Source organism: uncultured Maribacter sp. (genome assembly GCF_947495965.1).
In the GTDB taxonomy this organism is placed as follows: domain Bacteria; phylum Bacteroidota; class Bacteroidia; order Flavobacteriales; family Flavobacteriaceae; genus Maribacter_B.
Genome location: NZ_CANMBB010000002.1, coordinates 757,956 through 778,520, shown reverse-complemented (window position 1 = coordinate 778,520; position 20,565 = coordinate 757,956). Strand labels below are relative to the sequence as shown.

General features: G+C 32.9%; 11 protein-coding genes. 1 reads left to right on the top strand and 10 read right to left on the bottom strand.

What is annotated here, in order from left to right:
* Window positions 1–111: 111 nt before the first annotated feature.
* The 9 genes from Q0820_RS07775 to Q0820_RS07735 all read right to left on the bottom strand — a co-directional run bounded on the left by Q0820_RS07775 (window position 112) and on the right by Q0820_RS07735 (window position 13,849).
* Entirely contained in the window at window positions 112–822 is a 711-nt protein-coding gene (locus tag Q0820_RS07775) for a hypothetical protein (protein ID WP_298486679.1), read from the bottom strand.
* Window positions 823–826: 4 nt separating this feature from the next.
* Window positions 827–3,454: a T9SS type A sorting domain-containing protein gene (locus tag Q0820_RS07770; RefSeq protein ID WP_298486677.1), complete on the bottom strand. Its 2,628-nt coding sequence runs from the start codon at window positions 3,452–3,454 to the stop codon at window positions 827–829.
* Window positions 3,455–3,687: 233 nt separating this feature from the next.
* On the bottom strand, window positions 3,688–4,500 hold the full coding sequence (locus Q0820_RS07765; protein ID WP_298486675.1) for a hypothetical protein: 813 nt from the start codon (window positions 4,498–4,500) through the stop codon (window positions 3,688–3,690).
* A 61-nt stretch (window positions 4,501–4,561) separates the two neighbouring features.
* Complete coding sequence (locus Q0820_RS07760; RefSeq protein ID WP_298486673.1) at window positions 4,562–5,578, bottom strand: DUF3829 domain-containing protein; 1,017 nt, start codon at window positions 5,576–5,578, stop codon at window positions 4,562–4,564.
* 136 nt (window positions 5,579–5,714) lie between these two features.
* A complete protein-coding gene (locus tag Q0820_RS07755; RefSeq protein ID WP_298486671.1) occupies window positions 5,715–7,520 on the bottom strand; it encodes an acyl-CoA dehydrogenase family protein in 1,806 nt (601 codons plus the stop codon).
* Between the two features lie 286 nt (window positions 7,521–7,806).
* Entirely contained in the window at window positions 7,807–8,997 is a 1,191-nt protein-coding gene (locus tag Q0820_RS07750; protein WP_298486670.1) for an acetyl-CoA C-acyltransferase, read from the bottom strand.
* Between the two features lie 98 nt (window positions 8,998–9,095).
* Window positions 9,096–11,501 carry a 3-hydroxyacyl-CoA dehydrogenase/enoyl-CoA hydratase family protein gene (locus Q0820_RS07745; protein ID WP_298486668.1) on the bottom strand — a complete coding sequence of 802 codons (2,406 nt, stop codon included), beginning with the start codon at window positions 11,499–11,501 and terminating at the stop codon, window positions 9,096–9,098.
* A 10-nt stretch (window positions 11,502–11,511) separates the two neighbouring features.
* Complete coding sequence (locus Q0820_RS07740; protein ID WP_298486667.1) at window positions 11,512–11,967, bottom strand: MarR family transcriptional regulator; 456 nt, start codon at window positions 11,965–11,967, stop codon at window positions 11,512–11,514.
* A gap of 109 nt (window positions 11,968–12,076) precedes the next feature.
* Complete coding sequence (locus Q0820_RS07735; protein WP_298486666.1) at window positions 12,077–13,849, bottom strand: long-chain fatty acid--CoA ligase; 1,773 nt, start codon at window positions 13,847–13,849, stop codon at window positions 12,077–12,079.
* Window positions 13,850–14,108: 259 nt separating this feature from the next.
* Here Q0820_RS07735 and Q0820_RS07730 point away from each other — a divergent pair, with 259 nt between their 5' ends.
* Complete coding sequence (locus Q0820_RS07730) at window positions 14,109–16,727, top strand: T9SS type A sorting domain-containing protein (protein WP_298486665.1); 2,619 nt, start codon at window positions 14,109–14,111, stop codon at window positions 16,725–16,727.
* A gap of 69 nt (window positions 16,728–16,796) precedes the next feature.
* Here the strand turns inward: Q0820_RS07730 and purL are convergent, their stop codons facing one another.
* Window positions 16,797–20,477 (bottom strand): phosphoribosylformylglycinamidine synthase, encoded by a 3,681-nt coding sequence (gene purL / locus Q0820_RS07725; protein WP_298486662.1) that lies wholly within the window; start codon window positions 20,475–20,477, stop codon window positions 16,797–16,799.
* Between the last annotated feature and the right edge of the window lie 88 nt (window positions 20,478–20,565).

Here is a 20,565-nt window from a genome sequence, read left to right as displayed (position 1 = left end):
ATATAATGTTTAATAGCTTGAGGCTTACTCTTGCCTGTCAACAATAAAGTTTTAAAACGTATTCCTTAAAAATGCATCGTGGGCTTGCTATAGGGAAATTTACTAGATATTTTAGTTTACTGTAAAATTATTTATTTGGGATGTTGTTTTATTTCCAGATTTATCGGTAGTTATAATATACCAATAATAGGTTCCAGAGCTTAAAGTACCACTAGTGATTTCTGATTCGGTAGTGGTATTCAAAAGTGTTATTGGAGGGTTTTCTGTTCCTAAAAAAATATCATATAATTCTATATCATTAGCTCCGTCTGCATCTACCCCTTGCCACTCTAAATTTGTACTTGTTCCAATAATAGTATTTTCATTCTCGGGCATTACTAATTTAGCAGGGAAAGGAGCATAGTTTTTTATTCCCTGCGAGGCATTATATAATCGCCATTCCTCACTAATAGCAGTTTCATTTGTTTTATTAGATTTAGATATTACTTTCCAAGTATATGGGTTATTTTGTTTTAAAGTAATTTTAATTTTTGTGTTATTAGTAGCTATAGCTGTTTCATTATTTGTATTTAAATCTTTTAGGACAACCTCATAAGAATTCGTATTTACTGAGGTATTCCATTCAAACTCAACTTCACTTTCTATATCCGATATAAACTCGCCAGTTGTACAAATTTCATCTTTTAGTGGAAATATTAAAACAGAAGCTTCTGGTGGTTTAGCTGGTAATTCAGGTTCAATAGTATCATTTTTGCTCCCTCCGCAACTCATCATTAATAAATAACCAGATAATACCGTACATATAATAATTATTTTTTTCATCTTTTTATTTTTTAATCAAGTTAACTATTTTACTATTTCCATTGTAGTTATATTTTACCATGTACATACCTGCAGGTAGGTTAGATATGTTTATGGAAATTGGTGTAGAATTACTTTTTGTAAAGTTTTTGCTCAGGATTAATTTTCCAGAAAGATTGTATATGGTAACATTTATTTTTTCGTACTCAATATTGGTTTCAATATTTAATAGGTCTTCGATAGGATTTGGATAAATAGTGAAATTATTTTCTCGTATAAAAATTTTTTGTTCGTGAATTCCTTGACAATCTTTATCCGTTTTTATAACTAAATTATTCTCTCCATTCTTAAGATTTAGAGTTATATTTTTTTTATCTGTAACAGTAATTACATCATTTAAATGAATTCTAAAAAGTTCTCCTCCTTTAAGTTTTAAATTAACTTGTTTGTTATTAGAAGATACTTTTGCGCTAAATTCAAAAGTATCTGGTTCGCTTACAACAAGATCAAAACATTGTTCAAAATCTGAATCGGCGTCCATAGTTATACAAATATTATAATTACCTGCTGCTAAATTTTCAAACTCTATAGTATTAGTAAAGTCTTTAGATGTAGTTATATCTCCTGTAATTGTTGCTTTATAATTTAAATTTTTAATAGCTGTAATTAAAATGCTACCATCATTATTTTTACTACATGTTTCACCAGTAACAAGTACTTTAAAATTATCTTGAGAGATTACTTTAGCTACACAGCCTTCACCTGGAAGTCCATAACATTTATTGGTAGGCCCAGCAGCTATATTCCAATCTACACCTGGTTTCCATACATCGCCTCCAAATTCGTATGCTCCAGCATCAGGATTAGCACCGTTAAAATTTTCTGTGTAGCCAACAATTTCTCTACCAAAATCAATTGCTTCAGAATTTTCTTTTAATAAAAAGTCATTATTAGCATAATCTTTAAAAATAGTATTACTAACTAGGTTATTTTGTTTATCGGATTGTGGTTCCCAAGTAGCCTCTGTTTCTTGGTTCCCTTGGTTATTAACAGCGTGTTTGTCTGTAACGTTATTCCATACTTTAACATTCGTAAATTGGGTTCCTTCTTTATGCCACGCACCCATTGTTCCACCGTCTGTTTTAACTAAAGTGTTATTAAAAATATCTATGTTTGTTCCATCCCAATTAATTTGTATTGCGGTCCACTCTACATTCCAAACTACATTCCTAGAGACACGAACATCTCCAGCGCTATTATCTAAATATATTCCAGCTGCTTTTTTTAAATCACCTCGCCCTTGCGCATCATGAAACCAATTATGATGAATTTCCATATCTAAATTTTCACCAATTGTATATAATAAAGCGCAATCATCTGCAATTAAATTACTGTGTGAAAAATCGTTCCAAGCTACTTCAGAACCTTTAGATATTATTTGCAGTGCATCTCTACCACCTCTTGTAACAGTATTGTTTAATACTTTTGCATTGTTCTGTCCTCTAACCATTAAAGGAGCGTCATAAGAACCTAAAAAATCAAAGTCATGAACGTAACAATTAATTATAGTTGTTCCTAATCCAGAGTCCCAAATACCGGTACCATCGCCAAAACCAACTTCACATTTTTCTATTGTAGTGTTTTCGGCATTCCACCCTACATTAATTGCGTTTACTCCAGAATTAAAATTTGGGTTTATACCTCTAGTCATACTTCCATAAAAACTAGAAACACCGTATAATCTATTTCCATTGCCAGTAATTTCTATGGTGCCTCCAAAAACGGCTAAATTATTTATTGTAATATGATTCTTGTTTGATAGGTCTATGGTTCTTTCTCTTCGTGCCATTTTAACTTCTCCATCTACAGGAACAGCTCCATTTGGAAGTTTAATAAATAATTCTTTTGATGCAGTATCAAAATACCATTCATTTTCATAATCTAATGCTTCTTTTATTCCTTCTAGGTAATAATCACCTAAATCACCAGGAGGGTGTGCAGAAATAATCCAGGATTGGTTTTTAACTGCATCAAAATTTATTCTTCCTGTTGTGCTGCTTTTTATCCAAGCTCTCCAGGTAGTCCATCCAGAGCCAGGTCGGTCTCCATAGAAAACAAGAGAACCTCCATTAGACCAATCCCAATTAGGTATTTCACTATCTGTTAAAAAAGCATTTGTAGATACTTCATCTTGACTTCCACCATCATTTCTTAAGGAGTTTAATGTAAACCTATCACTGTCTATGTTATTAGGCCAACGAGCTAAATCAAGAGCATCAGTACCATTCATCACAAAGTTTCTTTGATTTAAATCCCAAGTAACTGTTGTTTTATAAATTCCGGCCCCTTCTTCTGTCCAATTATTAAGAGCTTGCATAGTTGTTATAATAACTTTTTCTTCTTGATAGCCTTGAAATGTAATAGGGTTTCCATTTTCTCCAGAATTTGCTGGGGATAATGTTTCTTCATAAGTACCTTCTCTTATATAAACTATGTCTCCTGCTACAGCAACACTAGCTGCTTTAGAAATTGTTAAATATGGAGACTCTAGTGTTCCCGGATTAGAATCATTTCCATTTTTTGAGACATATATGTCTTTTGAGAAAACGGAAAAACATATGAAAAAGGCAACAATTTTTATAAATATATTCATGCTATAAATTTTTATAGCACCAAAATATTCTAATATTAATATAAAGAATATACCAAATCATTGATTTTAGGCATCAAATAGTCTTTTTTACTTTTTTTGTATCATTTTATAGATTAATAGGGACTATGTGGACCTCGTTTCTAAAAAGAATGATGAACAACAAATTTTAGAAAAAATAAGTTAATATTATATAATTATTGAGCCCTAAACTTAAAACATTTAGGGCTCTTTTTTTATTTAAAAAAGGACATGTTTTCTACAATTTTTAATAAATGTTTTTTTTGTTTTTTAGTGGTGTAGAATATATCTATACTAAATGCAAAGTCATGTATTTGCGTATTATAAGAAATAATATTTTTGTTTTTTCCGCCTAGTAGTTTAAAATGTACTTCTTGAATAGGGCCACCATGGGATTCTACTCCGTGATATTCTCTAAAATCTATGCCAGATATTGTTTTCGTTTTCGGGATCCCATAATTGGGGTTATGTAAATTTTTAAATTGTTTAATATAACTATCTAAGGAAGCTTCATAAAGATTATGAACGCGAATAGTTAATTGACAATCAGTGCCGATAAAATCTCTTTTTATTTTTTTTGAGTTGTATTTTTCAAAATCTTCTATACTACCAGTTTCTTTGAAACTTTTAAGCCAATCTACTTTAATTAAATGCGGCTCTATAAGTAGTAAATTACAATTCTCTATATCTTTTGCTAATCTTGGGCTAATAGGAATAGAGTCTCTTTCATAGATGTTTTTTTCTATATAATCATATTTCTTATACTTACCATCATAACCTTTGGGAATTGCAATTTGAAACTTAAAATAATTGTTACAATAAATGCTGTCGGAAATGCTTCCATAATCAAAATTTAGATTTTTATGATATTCATGAGAATCCTTGGTTTTGTCTTCTTTATTTGTTTCAAAGTATTTTTTTAAAGGCTTATATTTTTCAAATAAAACATACCCTAGACTGATAAAAAATAAACTTATTAGAATTGTTTGAATCCATTTTTTTTCTTGAGATGTTTTATTTTCTATCATATTGTTTATGTTTTCTAATTAGTTAAACAAATTTTAATACTATTAGAATAAACAAAAACCCCTATTTTAAGCTATTAGAAAAATTTATTACACTTTCTGCTTTCTTTAGCAATTTTTCATGGCTATTAATAGTTGGGTTTTGTTTCATATACTGTAATTGCTTTTTAATTTTCTCATATTCCTTAGGGTCCTCTAGAATTTCTACAAAACCTCTTGCCGTTTTTATATAATCGTCTATAGATCTGTAGTACATAATAAAAGGCGAGGGTCTACTTATATTTAATTCTTCTTTAACAATAGCTTTGTTATTAGCAAGTTTTTTAAAAGCAGTATAATAATTAATAACATCTTTAAGATTACTTTTAAATTCTTCTATGTCAATAGTTTCATATTCATCCAAGGTAATGTTATAAAGTGGAGTACTACTTTTTTTTATGCTTTGAATAATCATGCTTTTATTAAAAAGTAGCATTTGATTATTTTCTTTATATTCTGCAATAGCTTCTACAGATATTCTGTTATCAATTATTTGTACCGCATTGCCTAATTTGGTGTTTACTTGCATAAATTCGTTTAAAGGTTTTCTTACTTTAGAATATAATTCAGTTGCCTTTTTAAAATCATCATCCTTATAAGATTGTAATTTATAGTAATCGCTAAGCTGTTGTAGAGGTTTTATTAATTCATTGTAAGAAGAGATAAGTTGAGGTCCAAGAGCATCTAACTCTTTAATTTTTGGTTCATCATTAATAGTTTTTTTTAGGTTTTCTATTACACTACTTTCATTAATAGTGGTTATATAGTAATTTTTTTGCTCTTTTAATGGCTTTCCTGTTTTATCATTGATAGTATTAAAAACGGTATTGTAAGAACGTTCTACTCTTGGGCTAACTTTATTCCATACGGCTACATATGCATTATATTTATTAATATATGCTTGTTTTTTATCTTCACTAATATTAGAATTTACCTCTGTAGAAGTAGTAGATTCTTTAGCGTTTTCATTTTTTTTATCACCACAAGAATAGGTGGCTAGTATTACTAGATAAATACTAAGGATCCCTTTTAATTTTTTCATTTTAATTTTTTTGATATGGTCAAAAATAGCGTCTTTAAATGTATTTTATATCCCTGAATTCCGTTAAAAAATAAAAAAACCGTTCCAATTTGGAACGGTTTTTCTTCTATTCGAAAACCACAGTTTTCTATTTGAATTAGCTAAAGGTATAACCATTATCTGCAGCTACTTTATCTGCAATTTGCGTGCGTAAAGCTACTACGTTAGGTTGGTTAGTATATTTTGTAAAACGTTTAAGCCCCATAAGCATCATGCGTTGTTCATCCCCTTCTGCAAAGGAAACAATTGCTTCTTTTCCTTTTTGAACAATTGTATCTACAGCGGTGTATAAATATAGTTTAGACATTGCTATTTGGGTTGCTTGTGCATCCTCGCCAAAACGTTTTGCATTTTTTTCTGTTCTTAATATGGTAGATTCTGCCATGTAAATTTCAATTAAAATATCAGAAGCAGATAGCATTAATTGCTGGTGATTTTCTAATTCTGGTCCAAATTTTTGAACCGCAGAGCCAGCAACCATTAAAAATACCTTTTTTAATCTTTTTATTAAATCTTTTTCTTCTGCAAAAAGTTCAGAAAAGTCTGGAGCATCAAAAGAAGGTATCCCCATTAATTCTTCGCCAACCGCTGTTGCAGGTCCTAATAAATCTACATGACCTTTCATTGCTTTTTTAACCAGCATTCCTACAGCTAACATTCTGTTAATCTCGTTTGTGCCTTCGTAAATACGAGCAATTCTAGCATCTCTCCAAGCAGATTCCATAGGAGTATCTGCAGAGAATCCCATTCCGCCAAATATCTGAATTCCTTCGTCGGTACAATTTTGTACATCTTCAGAAACCGCTACTTTAAGAATAGAACATTCAATAGCATATTCTTCAACACCTTTAAGTTCTGCTTCTTGGTGCGAGTTACCTGCAGCTTCTCTTAAAGCAATTCTGTCTTCTATATTCTTAGCAGCTCTATAACTAGCAGATTCTCCTGCGTAGCAATTAGTAGCCATATTTGCAATTTTAGCTTTTATAGCTCCAAAGTTTATAATTGGAGTTTTAAATTGCATGCGCTCATTAGCATAGTTTGTAGCTTCGCCAATTACTCTACGTTGTGCATCTAAACAAGCAGCCGCTAATTTAATACGTCCTACATTAAGTGCATTCATTGCTATTTTAAACCCGTTTCCTCTAGTAGAAAGCATATTTTCTACCGGAACTTTAGTTTCATTAAAGAACACCTGACGAGTAGAGGAGGAGTGTATTCCTAATTTCTTCTCTTCGTCTCCTAACGTAATTCCATTACTAGGGTCATTTTCTACAATAAAACCAGTAATATTTTTATCATCTTCTATTCTAGCAAAAACAATAAATACGCTACAAAAGCCTGCATTAGATATCCACATTTTTTGACCAGAAATGCTATAATGTTTGCCATCTTCAGATAAAACTGCTTTAGTTTTTCCTGAGTTAGCATCAGAACCAGCACCAGGTTCTGTTAAACAATATGCTCCAAACCATTCACCAGAAGCTAATTTTGGAACATACTTTTGTTTTTGTTCCTCAGTACCGTAAAGTGTAATAGGCATAGTGCCAATTCCTGTATGTGCTCCAAAAGCAGTACTAAAAGAACCTGTAGCTCCAGAAATATAATCACACACTAACATCGTAGAAACAAAACCCATTCCCATTCCGCCATAGGCTTGTGGTACTGCAATACTTAATAAACCAAGTTCTCCAGCTTTTCGCATAGTTTCTTCGGTGTACGCATAGTCTTTTTTCTCAAAACGCTCCCAATGTGCCCAAAGCTCTCTATCAACAAATTCTTTGGTACTATCGCGCATCATTTTGTGCTCTTCGGTTAAATCCTCAAGCGTAAAAATATCATCGCAATGTGTTTCTTTTACAAGGAACTGTCCTCCTCTTAGTATGTCTTTTTCTTCTGTTGCCATTTTTATTTAGATTTTTAGATTATAGAGTCAAGAATTAAGATTTTATTGTAATCTAGATTTGAAACTCAATATCATTTTTTGTATTTCTTTTATTCTTTGTTCTAATGCAATGAACTTTTCTTTAGGTAGATACTTTTCATTTTAAGTAACATTTAATTGCACTTCCCATTCAAAGGCAGAGCCTAAACTATGTTCTAAATAATTACTAAAATGTTTATCAGAGCTTTTGCTAGTACCATCAAAATATTAGAAGGTATAGAAACTGCTTTTCTACTAAATTTTGGTTCTATTTTAAAAACTCAAAAATTCCTGCAGCGCCTTGCCCTGTTCCAACGCACATGGTAACCATCCCATATTTTCCTTGCATGTTACGTTTACGCATCTCATCAAACAACTGCACGGATAATTTGGCACCAGTGCAACCAAGCGGATGCCCTAAGGCAATTGCGCCACCATTAACATTTACAATATCTTGGTTAAGGTTTAATTCTCGCATTACCGCTAGGGATTGTGAAGCAAAGGCTTCGTTAAGCTCAATTAGCTCAATATCTTCTTGTTTTAAACCTGCTTGTTTTAATGCTTTTGGAATAGCTTTTACAGGACCAATTCCCATAATTCTCGGCTCTACACCAGCAGCTGCATAGTTTACTAAACGAGCAATGGGCTCTAGGTTTAGTTCTTTCACCATATCTTCACTCATTACCATTACAAAGGCAGCACCATCACTCATTTGGGAAGAGTTACCTGCGGTAACACTACCACCAGCAGCAAAAACAGCTCTTAGCTTTCCTAAAACTTCTTTAGAAGTTCCTTTTCTAGGACCTTCATCTTTTGTTACAGTGTATTTTTTGGATGCTTTTTTTCCGTTTGCATCAATATAAATTTGTTCTACGTCAATAGGAACAATTTGGTCTTGGAAACGGTCTTCGGCTTGCGCTTTTAATGCTTTCATGTGCGAATTGTAGGCAAATTCATCTTGGTCTTCACGAGAAACTTTAAATTGATTTGCTACGGCCTCAGCAGTGTTTCCCATTCCCCAATAATAATCTTCATGACCAGCTTTTACTAAATCATAATTTAGTTCAGGCTTATTCCCTGTCATAGGAACAGAACTCATGCTTTCTGCACCACCAGCAATAATACAATCTGCCATACCAGCTTGAATTTTAGCAGTGGCTATACCAATAGTTTCTATTCCAGAAGAACAAAAACGATTTACAGTTACTCCAGGAACATCTACAATATCTAAACCCATTAAAGAAATAAGTCTTGCCATGTTTAGCCCCTGAGAACCTTCAGGCATTGCATTTCCAACAATAACATCATCAATACGTTTTTTGTCAAAATCTGGCAACTCCTTCATCATGTACTCAATGGTTTCTGCTGCTAGCTCATCTGTTCTTTTAAAACGGAACACACCTTTAGGAGCTTTACCTACTGCGGTTCTATATGCTTTAACTATATATGCTTGTTTCATTTTTTATGCTTTTGGCTACTAGCTTTTGGCTATTAGCAATATGTTGTTTATTAAAATGTGCCAACAGCTACTAGCTAATGGCAAATAGCTTCATAATTTTAATTACGTAGAGGTTTTCCTGTCTTTAACATATGTTGTATACGCTCTAAAGTTTTACGTTCGGTACATAGAGATAAGAAAGCTTCTCTTTCTAAGTCTAATAAATACTGTTCGTTTACTCTAGTAGGTTCCGATAAATCGCCACCAGCCATTACATAGGCTAATTTATTTGCAATTTTCTTGTCATGCTCACTTATATAGTGACTAGCTTCCATGGAGTCTGTTCCTACTAAGAACATCCCAAGAGCTTGTTTTCCTAAAACTTTTATGTCTTTACGCTTTACTGGTCTTGTGTAACCAGATTCTGCCATTAGTTTTGCATGAGCCTTAGCAGTTGCTATTTGGCGGTCTTTGTTTACTACAACAACATCTTTTCCTTTTTGAAGAATACCTAAATCATAGGCTTCATAAGCTGAGGTAGATACTTTTGCCATACCAATAGTTAAAAAATACTCTTGAAGAACGTTAAGTTCTACATCTCCTTTACTAAATAAATCAGAAGCTCTAACTGCAAATTCTTTAGAACCACCACCACCAGGAATAACGCCAACACCAAATTCTACTAATCCAATGTACGTTTCTGCTGCGGCAACAACTTTGTCTGCATGAAGTGAAAGTTCGCAACCACCACCAAGTGTCATACCATGAGGAGCAGATATAGTTGGGATAGAGGAGTAGCGCATACGCATCATGGTATCTTGGAACATTTTAATGGCCATATTTAGCTCATCATATTCTTGTTCTACAGCCATCATAAAAATCATTCCAATATTAGCGCCTACAGAGAAATTTGCTGCTTGGTTACCAACTACTAAACCTTGAAAATCTTTTTCGGCTAAATCTATACCTTTATTAAGTCCGGCTAAAACATCACCACCAATAGTATTCATTTTGGATTGGAATTCTACATTTAGAATACCATCTCCTAAATCTTCAATTACAACACCACTGTTTTTAAATACTTCTTTAGTTTTTCTAATGTTATCTAATAGGATAAAAGCATCTTGTCCTGGTACTTTTTTCATTTCTTTTGAAGGAATATCATAAAAATAGGTAGCGCCTTCCTTCACGGTATAAAAACTATTAATTCCAGCAGCTTTCATATCTGCCACCCATGTTGCAGCATCTTGATTTTCGTTCTTTATGAATTCCAACCCTTTGTCTAATCCAACGGCATCCCAGATTTCAAAAGGACCATGTTCCCAGCCAAAACCAGCTTTCATAGCGTCATCTATTTTATATAATTCATCTGAAATTTCAGGAATTCTATGTGATACGTATGCAAATAAGGCTCCAAAACTTTTACGGTAAAACTCCCCAGCTTTATCTTTTCCTGCAGTAAGAACAGAAAATCTGTCTACTACTTTATCTATAGTTTTAGTAAGCTCAAGTGTAGCGAATTTTGCACTTTTTTTAGCACGATAATCCATCGTGTCTAAATCTAAAGTTAGTATTTCACTTTTTCCTTTATCCCCTTTTACTTTTTTGTAAAACCCTTGGCCAGATTTACTTCCTAACCATTTGTTTTCCATCATGGTATCAATAAAATCTGGAAGTTTAAATAAATCTAAGCGCTCATCTTCTTTACAATTTTCGTGTATACCATTAGCAACATGAACAAGTGTATCTAAACCAACAACATCTACAGTTCTAAAAGTGGCAGATTTTGGTCTTCCTATTACAGGACCAGTTAATTTATCTACCTCTTCAACCGTCATTCCTAATTCTTTTACAGAATGGAATAAGCTTTGAATACTAAAAATACCAATACGGTTACCAATGAATGCTGGAGTGTCTTTTGCTATTACAGATGTTTTTCCTAAAAATTGTTCTCCATAACCATTTAAGAAGTCTAATACTTCAGGAGAAGTTTTAGGACCTGGAATTATTTCAAATAATTTTAAGTAACGCGCAGGATTAAAGAAGTGAGTTCCGCAGAAATGTTTTTGAAAATCATCACTACGGTCTTCACTCATAAATTGGATTGGAATACCTGAAGTATTTGAAGATATTAAGGTTCCGGGGGTTCTATGCTTTTCGATATTCTCGAAAACCATTTTTTTAATATCTAAGCGTTCTACAACAACTTCTATAATCCAATCTACCTTAGCAATTTTAGCAATATCATCTTCTAAGTTACCAGTAGTAATTCTACTAGCAAATTTCTGATTATATATAGGTGAAGGTTTCGATTTTAATGATGCAGTAAGCGAGTTATTTACCAAACGGTTTCTTACTACTTTGTCTTCTAAAGTAAGTCCTTTTGCTTTTTCTTTATCATTTAGTTCTCTAGGAACAATATCTAATAACAAAACTTCTACTCCAATATTGGCAAAATGGCATGCTATTCCGCTTCCCATTATACCAGAACCAATGACGGCAACTTTATTAATATGCTTGTTCATTAAATTACTATTATTTATTAATGTTATTATCTTTTGTATAGACTTTTTTGTCTGCTATAAGCTTGTTAATAGTTTCTGTAACTTCAAAAAAGTTTTTTAACTGTTCTGGAGTAACATTTTTTTTAACAGCTTCGTTAAAAATTAATACTACATTTTTAGAATCTGTTCTTTTTTCTAGACCAAATTCTGTAAGATGTATTAATACACCTCTGCCATCATTAGGATTTGGCTTGCGTTCTATAAGTCCTTTTTCTTGCATACTTTTAAGTATTCTAGAAAGACTTGTTGCTTCCATACCCATTTTAGGTCCTAAGGCAGTAGAAGGAGTCCCTGTTTTTGGGTCTATACTTAATAAAGTAAAACCAACAGCCATAGTGGTTTCAAACTCTTTAGCTTCTTCATTATACATTCTTGCTACAGCCTGCCAAGTGGCTCTTAGAGCATAGTCTATAGTAAGTTCCTTCATACATGGTTTATTTGTGGTGGCAAACAAATATATGAAAAATTTACTATGCATGCATAGTAAATTATAAAAAAAATAGTAATTTATTTTTTACTTCATAGGTTTGTAATTTTTAATGCCCATATATATCATTATATAAAGAGATGTATTTTTCTTTAATAATTTTTCGCTTAAGTTTAAGAGTAGGGGTTACATGTCCGCCATCTATACTCCATACCTCTGGTGTTAGTCTAAATTGTTTTACTTTTTCCCATTTAGCAAAATCTGCATTTGCTAAATCTACTTCTTCTTGTATACGATCAATAACTTTTTGATTGTTAATAATCTCATCATTATTATTTAAAAGTAATTGGTGTAAATTTCCCCATTCCTTAATAAATTCAAAATTAGGCTGAATTAAAGCTGCTGGCATTTTTTCGCCTTCGCCAACTACCATAATCTGTTCTATAAAGCGAGATTGTTTAAATCTGTTTTCTAATAATTGTGGAGCAACATACTTACCGCCAGAAGTTTTAAACATTTCTTTTTTACGGTCTGTAATTTTTAAAAAGCCATTGGTATCAATTTCTCCAATATCTCCAGTATGAAAATAGCCATCTTTAATTACAGCATCTGTTTTTTCTTGGTCCTTGTAATATCCCATCATTACTTGTGGGCCTTTAACGCAAATTTCTCCGTCTTCTGCGATTTTAACTTCTGTATTTCCTATTAATTTACCTACAGTTCCTATTTTAAATCCTTTTTTTCGCATATCGTTTACAGATACAACAGGAGAGGTTTCTGTTAAACCGTAGCCTTCCATGACACCAAATTCTGCAGCATTAAATACTCTAGATAACCTAGGTTGTAGTGCAGCACTACCAGATGCGATAAGAGATAAGTTACCTCCTAAGGCTTCTTTCCACTTACTAAAAATTAATTTTCGGGCTAATTTTAATTTTGTTTCATACCACCAACCGTTTTTCCCATAGGGTTCATATGTAAGTCCCAGTTCTACTGCCCAAAAGAATAGTTTCTTTTTAATACCTGTTAGTTGCGTTCCTTTGGCTATAATACCATCATATACTTTTTCTAATAATCTAGGAACAGCAGTCATTACATGCGGTTTAGCTTCTTTTAAGTTGTCACTAATCTTATCCATAGCTTCTGCATAATATATAGTTACACCTCTATATTGGTATAAGTAAATAAGCATACGCTCATATACATGGCATAAGGGTAAAAAGCTAAGAGAAACGGTATTACCATCTTCTATAGGAAACCTTTCGGAGCTTTCTATGGCATTACTTACTAGATTGTTGTGAGAAAGCATTACTCCTTTAGGTTTTCCTGTTGTACCAGAAGTGTAAATTAATGTAGCTAAATCTTCAGGCTTTACTGCATTTTTAGAGTTTTCTACTTCATTTTGGTTACTATTGTCTTTTCCAAGAGTTAAAACTTCATTCCAGCTTTTGCAATCCGATAAATCATCAAAAGAATAAACTTCTTTTAAATGTGGTGTATCTTTTCTAACCGCTTTTACTTTATTAAGTACTTCGTTACAAGAAACAAAACAATATTTTGCTTCGGAATGATTAAGAACATAAGCATAGTCTTCTTCAGAAATGGTGGGATAAATTGGTACATTTTGAGCACCTAATTGTAAAACTCCTACATCTATAATATTCCACTCGGTTCTATTAGTTAAGGATATTACAGCAATTTTGTCATTAGGCTTTACACCTAAACGCAAAAGACCTCTACTAATGGCATTTGCTTTATCTATATATTCTTGAGTAGAAGTAAAAATCCAATTTCCATCTTTTTTTGAAACTAAGGACTTTTTTAAGTTAAATTTTTCTAATTGATAATAAGGGAAATCAAAGAGTCGGGTAACTTTATGCATATAAAAATTTTGAGATAAGAAATTGTAAAATAGGAAAAGGATGTCACATTTTAAAATCGAATTAATAAAATTAGTGCTATTTTTTTAATAATTGTTAAATTTTAACATAGGTTATAATTTTTTTTTTGGAGTTTATCCATTCGTCTACAATAAAATGGTTTTAATCTAGTTATAGATAGCATTCATCTAAATGTAAGAAAAATCTTATAAACAAATTCATACATTTATTTAAAATTGATTAACCCCAAATCTTTTAAAAATGGAAAAAAACTACTTTTCTAAATTTTATACAAAGTATATAGCATTTATGCTATTTACAGTAATGTTAAGTTTTAATGCTCGCTCACAATCAGAACCTTTCTTTTGTGATTTTAATGCTTATTTATTTCAATACAATGATGTTTACGCATTAGATTTAGCATCTGGAAGCTCTTATTTAGTGGCGCAAGATGTTACTCCTGGAAATATTAATGCCGCGGCATATAATTCTATAGATGGTTATCTATGGGGGTACTTATCTACACCAAGTATTTCTATTGTAAGAATAGGGAAAAATTTCTCTACCGATATTTATACTGTCGAGGGTTTGCCTAATACTGGGAATAGGTACGTAGGTGATATAGGTCTTGATGGTATTTATTACATAAAAGGAGGGGGGAGTAGTTATTATTCTATTGATTTAAATCCAAATCCTTTACTAAATAATACACCTCTTGTAAATTACTTAGGAGAAAAAACTTTAAGTAAAAATATTAGCATACATGATTGGGCTTTTAATGCAGTAGATGGAAAATTATATACAGTAGAGAAAAAGACAAATCATATTTATAGAATTACTGCGCAAACTGGTGATGTAGAAGACTTAGGAGAGGTGCCAATTTTAGCCGGACTTAATTATACGTTTGGCGCTGTTTATTTTGATGTAGATGGAAATTTTTATGTTTCAGCAAATCAAACTGGCTCTGTATATATTATTAATAATGTGCATGATATAATCGAGGGTGAGGAAATTTCCTCTAATATTTTTGCTTTTGGCCCTTCAAGTTCTTTAAATGATGGTGCGCGTTGCCCAACAGCACCAGTGCCACAGGAAGATTGTATAAATGGTTTAGATGATGACGGCGATGGTTTGGTAGATTGTGATGACCCTTCTTGTTCAGGTGTAAGCGCTTGTCCTGTAATTACAATAACTTCTGGGGGTAACTCTGGTGGGTTAGAAAGTAATGATAGATTAGCGAATTTAATTAGTAAGCGTAATTATAATAGAGCAAAAAGCAATTATAAGTTTGATAAGTTATTGGCAAAGAAGGTTAAGAAAACTATTAATTATAAGAAGAGCAGTAAAACTTCCCCTTCAGAAATACCATTAAATAGCTTGGTGCCACTAGGAATAGTTGGGGAGACTAGCACTATAGAGTCTTCTCCTGCAGATTTGCTAGAACTTACAAATGCATCTGATATTTATTCTGTAGATTATTTAAAAGATACGGAGACAGTTAGTGCATTAATGGTTATTAAGACGGATAATAAAGTTTATGAACACAGTAAATTTATTTGCGACCGTTTCTTAGGCGCAGAATTATTATCGGTATCTACCATACAAATTAGAGAAAAAGATTTTATAAAATCTAGAATTAAGCAAGCAGACGGAAATATTGAATTTGCATTAACATTCTCCGCAAGATTAGACGAAAATCAGAAATTCATAATTGAGTCGCACTGGAATATAGATAAATATGAAGATAACACCATGTATTATAACTTCCAGGTTTGGTCTAACTCTATAGATGATTTAGTTTCTTTAGGAGAAGAAATATTAGACTTATTAGAAGCTAATGCAGAAATTACAGGTTATACTGGCTCTACACCGCCTCCTGTATTTGTAAAGTCTGCTAGTTATAAAAATGGAAAAATTAATATGCATGTTGTAAACAATAACAATACTAAAGAAATTTTTATGGATGGTGGTTTAAAAAGAACCGAAACAGGGGAAACCACATCAGTAAGTTTACAAGCATCTATAAATGGTTATATTGATTCTGTAGCCGTAAATACAGGGTCCTTATTCGATTTTGGATTTAGAATAGAAAATAGTAATGGAGATACTCCAGATGATTTATTTGTAGCGGATGCTCCATGGGGGTTAGATGATTCTGCTAATGGAACCATGATAAATACCTATGAAGTATTACAAAACGAAACGCCTTATACTGGTGATGGTTTTAGAGTAGAAAGAAACATTCAACTTTCTGGTACTACTACTGATTATATTGGTGTGTATAGAGCATTTAGTCCTAGGTTTCTTGCGGTAGATTTATCGGAATACAAAAACCTATCTTTTGAAGCTTCTGGAACAGGAACTTTAGAGGTGAAATTACTAAAGGGTAATGGAGAGGAATATATTTCAGAAGTACAATTAGAGGAAGAAAACCAAACTTATACAATGCCAGATGCGGTTTTTGAAAATAGCTCTGGAGATGTAGCCGATTTCTCTAGTTTAAAAGTTTTAACTTTTATATTAAAAACTAACAGAGGCAATACAGAAGAGAAATCTTTAAACCTTACTAATTTAGATTTTAATAATACAGAGTCTAAGTATGAATATGTACTGGCCGATACTAAAAAGGCAGTTTTAATGCCTAACCCAATAGAAAGTGAGGCAACACTGTATTTTTTCGAAGAAAAAGATGCAAAATATACTTTTGAAATTTATACTGTAGGGGGGCATTTATTGTCATCTCATACCATGAAAGGAGATACACAACAAGGACAAAATGAAATAGTAGTATATAAAAAGAACCTACCTAGTGGAATTTATTTGTACAAAATAACAAGTACAAATGATAAAACTTGGAGTGGTAAGATGGTTATTAGATAATGGCTTTAGATTAGTGAATGTTGTAAAAGGGTTCTAATTCTTGTGAGGAAATTAGAACCCTTTTTTTTACTAGTTTTTGTTTTTTATTGCCCAATTATAAGCATTCTCAAAAGCTTCTAACCAAGGAGAAACTTCATCTTGTCTATTACTAGGGTAGTGCGCCCAGTTCCAAGGGAATGTAGAACGTTCAAAGTGAGGCATAGTAACCAAATGGCGACCAGTAGCATCGCACATCATAGCCGTATTAAAATCGCTTCCATTAGGATTAGAAGGATAACCTTCATACCCATATTTTGCCACAATTTGATATTTGTCTTCACCGTAGGGTAAGTTAAATTTCCCTTCTCCATGCGATATCCAAACACCTAGAGTATTACCCGCTAAAGAGGATAACATAATGGAGTTGTTTTCCTGAATTTTAACCGATGTAAAGTTACTCTCGTGTTTGTTAGAATCATTATGTACCATTTTACCATGCGTTTCATGGTCTGGGTTAATTAAATCTAACTCCATAAACAACTGACAACCGTTACAAATACCAACGGAAAGTGTATCTGGTCTTGCAAAGAAATTCTTAATTACGGCATTTGCTTTTTCATTATATTTTATGGCTCCAGCCCATCCTTTTGCGCTTCCTAAAACGTCCGAATTAGAGAACCCTCCAACAGCACCTAAAAATTGAATGTCTTCTAGAGTTTCACGACCAGAAATTAAATCGGTCATATGAACATCCTTAACATCAAAACCAGCTAAATACATTGCATTTGCCATTTCGCGCTCAGAATTACTTCCTTTTTCTCTTAAAATAGCAGCTTTTGGGCGTTTTGTAGGTCTTGGGTTTAGTTTCCCAGTAAAATTCTTAGGGAATGTATATTGTAATGCTTGGTTTTTATAATTGTCATAACGGTCTTTTGCTAAGTTGTTTGCCGTTTGTTTGTTATCTAATAAATAGGATGTTTTAAACCAAGTATCTCGTAATGAACTAACATTTAAGCCCATTTCCATACCACCGTTTTTAATCGTAAGCGTAGCTTCAGAAGAAACCGTTCCAATTTTTTTGAAGTCGATATTAGCATTACTTAAAACAGTTTCAATGGAAGCATCTTTGGCTTGTAAAACTATACCAGAGTTTTCAGCAAAAAGAAGTTTTATAGTGTCTTGTTCGTTTAAAGAACTAAGGTCTACATTGGCTCCTAGATTAACATCTGCAAAACATAATTCTAATAAAGTGGTAATTAAACCACCAGAGGCAACGTCATGACCTGCAAGTACTTGTCCTTCTTTAATTAAAGTTTGAATCGTATTAAATACCGTTTTTACATACCCAGTATCTTTTACATTTGGCGCTTCATTACCAATGGTATTTAATACTTGTGCAAAGGAAGAACCACCTAGTTTAAAGGTGTCTTGTGATAGGTTGATATAGTATATGTCTCCGCCATCTTTTTGTAAAACAGGCTCTACTACTTTAGTAATATCATTACAGTTACCAGCAGCAGAAATAATAACCGTACCTGGAGAAATAACATCACCATCGGTATACTTTTGCTTCATAGAAAGCGAATCCTTTCCTGTAGGTACGTTGATTCCTAAAGCGATAGAAAACTCAGACACCGCTTCAACAGCTTTGTATAAACGTGCATCTTCACCATTATTTTTACAAGGCCACATCCAGTTGGCAGATAAAGAAACAGATTGTAATCCGTCTTTTAAAGGAGCCCAAATTATATTTGTTAACGCTTCTGTAATACTATTTTTACTTCCAGCAGCAGGGTCTATTAAAGCAGAAATAGGTGAGTGCCCAATAGAAGTAGCAATACCTTCTTTTCCTTTAAAATCTAAGGCCATAACACCACAATTGTTTAAAGGTAGTTGTAATGGTCCGGCACATTGTTGTTTGGCAACACGACCACCAACACAGCGGTCTACTTTATTTGTTAACCAATCTTTTGCTGCAACAGCTTCTAACTGTAATACCTGCTCTAAATAATCGTGAAAATTTTCTAATTTATATTCTGGCGCATCGTAAGTACGAGTTACTGTATTATCTGTTAAAACTGTTTTAGGAGAGCTTCCAAAAATATCAGATAAAGCTACATCCATAGGTTTTTCCCCTGTGGTACTAGACTCAAACGTAAAACGGTCATCTGTAGTAACATCACCAACTTCATACATTGGAGAACGCTCACGTTCTGCAATCTCTTTAAGTAAGCTAGTATCTTCTTTACCAATAACCAATCCCATACGTTCTTGAGACTCATTGCCTATAATTTCTTTAGCAGATAGGGTAGGGTCACCAACAGGAAGTTTATCTAGATCTATTTTTCCACCAGTTTCTTCTACCAATTCTGATAAACAATTTAAATGTCCGCCAGCACCATGATCATGAATGGATACAATAGGGTTGGCATTACTCTCTACCATTCCACGAATTGCATTGGCCGCACGTTTTTGCATTTCTGGATTAGAACGTTGTACGGCATTAAGTTCTATGGCAGAACTAAATTCACCAGTATCTGCACTAGAAACAGCTGCGCCACCCATACCAATACGGTAATTGTCACCACCAAGGATAACAATTTTATCTCCTTCTTCTGGTTTTGCTTTTATAGCTTGCGATGCTTTTCCATAACCAATACCACCAGCTTGCATAATAACTTTATCAAACCCTAAACGGCGAGGATTATCACTAGAAGTCTCTTCTTCTTTATGTTCAAACGTAAGTACAGAACCATTAATTAAAGGCTGTCCAAATTTATTACCAAAGTCTGATGCTCCGTTAGATGCTTTTATTAAAATATCCATTGGAGTTTGGTATAGCCATTTACGTTCTGCTAATCCATTTTCCCATTTTCTGTCTTTTTCTAATCTAGAATAAGCTGTCATATAAACCGCTGTTCCTGCTAATGGTAATGAACCTTGCCCACCAGCTAAACGGTCTCTAATTTCACCACCTGAACCCGTAGCAGCCCCGTTAAAAGGTTCTACTGTGGTTGGGAAATTGTGTGTTTCTGCTTTTAATGAGATAACAGAATCGAATTTTTCTTCTTGATAAAAATCTGGCTTATTTGCTGTTTTTGGTGCAAATTGTATTACTTCTGGGCCTTTTACAAAGGCAACATTATCTTTATAAGCAGAAACAATATCATTATGATTTTCTTGCGATGTCTTTTTAATTAATTTAAAAAGAGAAGTTGGCATTTGTTCGCCATCAATCACAAAATCACCATTAAATATTTTATGGCGGCAGTGTTCTGAGTTTACTTGACTAAAACCAAAAACTTCCGAATCGGTTAGTTTTCTACCTATTTTCTTTGCTACACTATCTAAATAGGTTACTTCCTCCTCACTAAGAGCAAGACCTTCTTGAGCATTATATGCAGCAATATCTTCTATCTCTAGAATTGGTTCTGGTTTAATATTTATAGTAAACATTTCTTGATTCAAGCTCTCAAATTTATGAGAAAGCATTGGGTCAAAATCTGTAAAATCTTCGGCTACATTATAAAATTCCTCAATACGAATTACTCCTGTAATTCCCATATTCTGAGTTATTTCAGTAGCATTAGTACTCCAAGGCGTAATCATTGCTGCTCTTGGACCAATAAAAAAGGCGTCTAGAGACGCCGCGTTTATTTTTGGTTGGTTACCAAATAACCATATTAATTTATTTGTAGTTTCTTCCGAAAGTTCAGCGGTAGTTTGTACTGCAAAAACTTTGTTTGTCGCATTCCCGAAAAAATGAATCATTGCGCTTCTTGTTGTTTAGTTTTAAGAAAGCACAAATTTACATTTTTTTAATCTAAGAAATCAATCCTATTAATCAACAATTAGCAAA

Bases quoted from the DNA above. Each gene is read 5' to 3' on its own strand.
- Q0820_RS07775 (WP_298486679.1), bottom strand. From the start codon at position 822: ATGAAAAAAATAATTATTATATGTACGGTATTATCTGGTTATTTATTA.
- Q0820_RS07770 (WP_298486677.1), bottom strand. From the start codon at position 3,454: ATGAATATATTTATAAAAATTGTTGCCTTTTTCATATGTTTTTCCGTT.
- Q0820_RS07765 (WP_298486675.1), bottom strand. From the start codon at position 4,500: ATGATAGAAAATAAAACATCTCAAGAAAAAAAATGGATTCAAACAATT.
- Q0820_RS07760 (WP_298486673.1), bottom strand. From the start codon at position 5,578: ATGAAAAAATTAAAAGGGATCCTTAGTATTTATCTAGTAATACTAGCC.
- Q0820_RS07755 (WP_298486671.1), bottom strand. From the start codon at position 7,520: ATGGCAACAGAAGAAAAAGACATACTAAGAGGAGGACAGTTCCTTGTA.
- Q0820_RS07750 (WP_298486670.1), bottom strand. From the start codon at position 8,997: ATGAAACAAGCATATATAGTTAAAGCATATAGAACCGCAGTAGGTAAA.
- Q0820_RS07745 (WP_298486668.1), bottom strand. From the start codon at position 11,501: ATGAACAAGCATATTAATAAAGTTGCCGTCATTGGTTCTGGTATAATG.
- Q0820_RS07740 (WP_298486667.1), bottom strand. From the start codon at position 11,967: ATGAAGGAACTTACTATAGACTATGCTCTAAGAGCCACTTGGCAGGCT.
- Q0820_RS07735 (WP_298486666.1), bottom strand. From the start codon at position 13,849: ATGCATAAAGTTACCCGACTCTTTGATTTCCCTTATTATCAATTAGAA.
- Q0820_RS07730 (WP_298486665.1), top strand. From the start codon at position 14,109: ATGGAAAAAAACTACTTTTCTAAATTTTATACAAAGTATATAGCATTT.
- purL (WP_298486662.1), bottom strand. From the start codon at position 20,477: ATGATTCATTTTTTCGGGAATGCGACAAACAAAGTTTTTGCAGTACAA.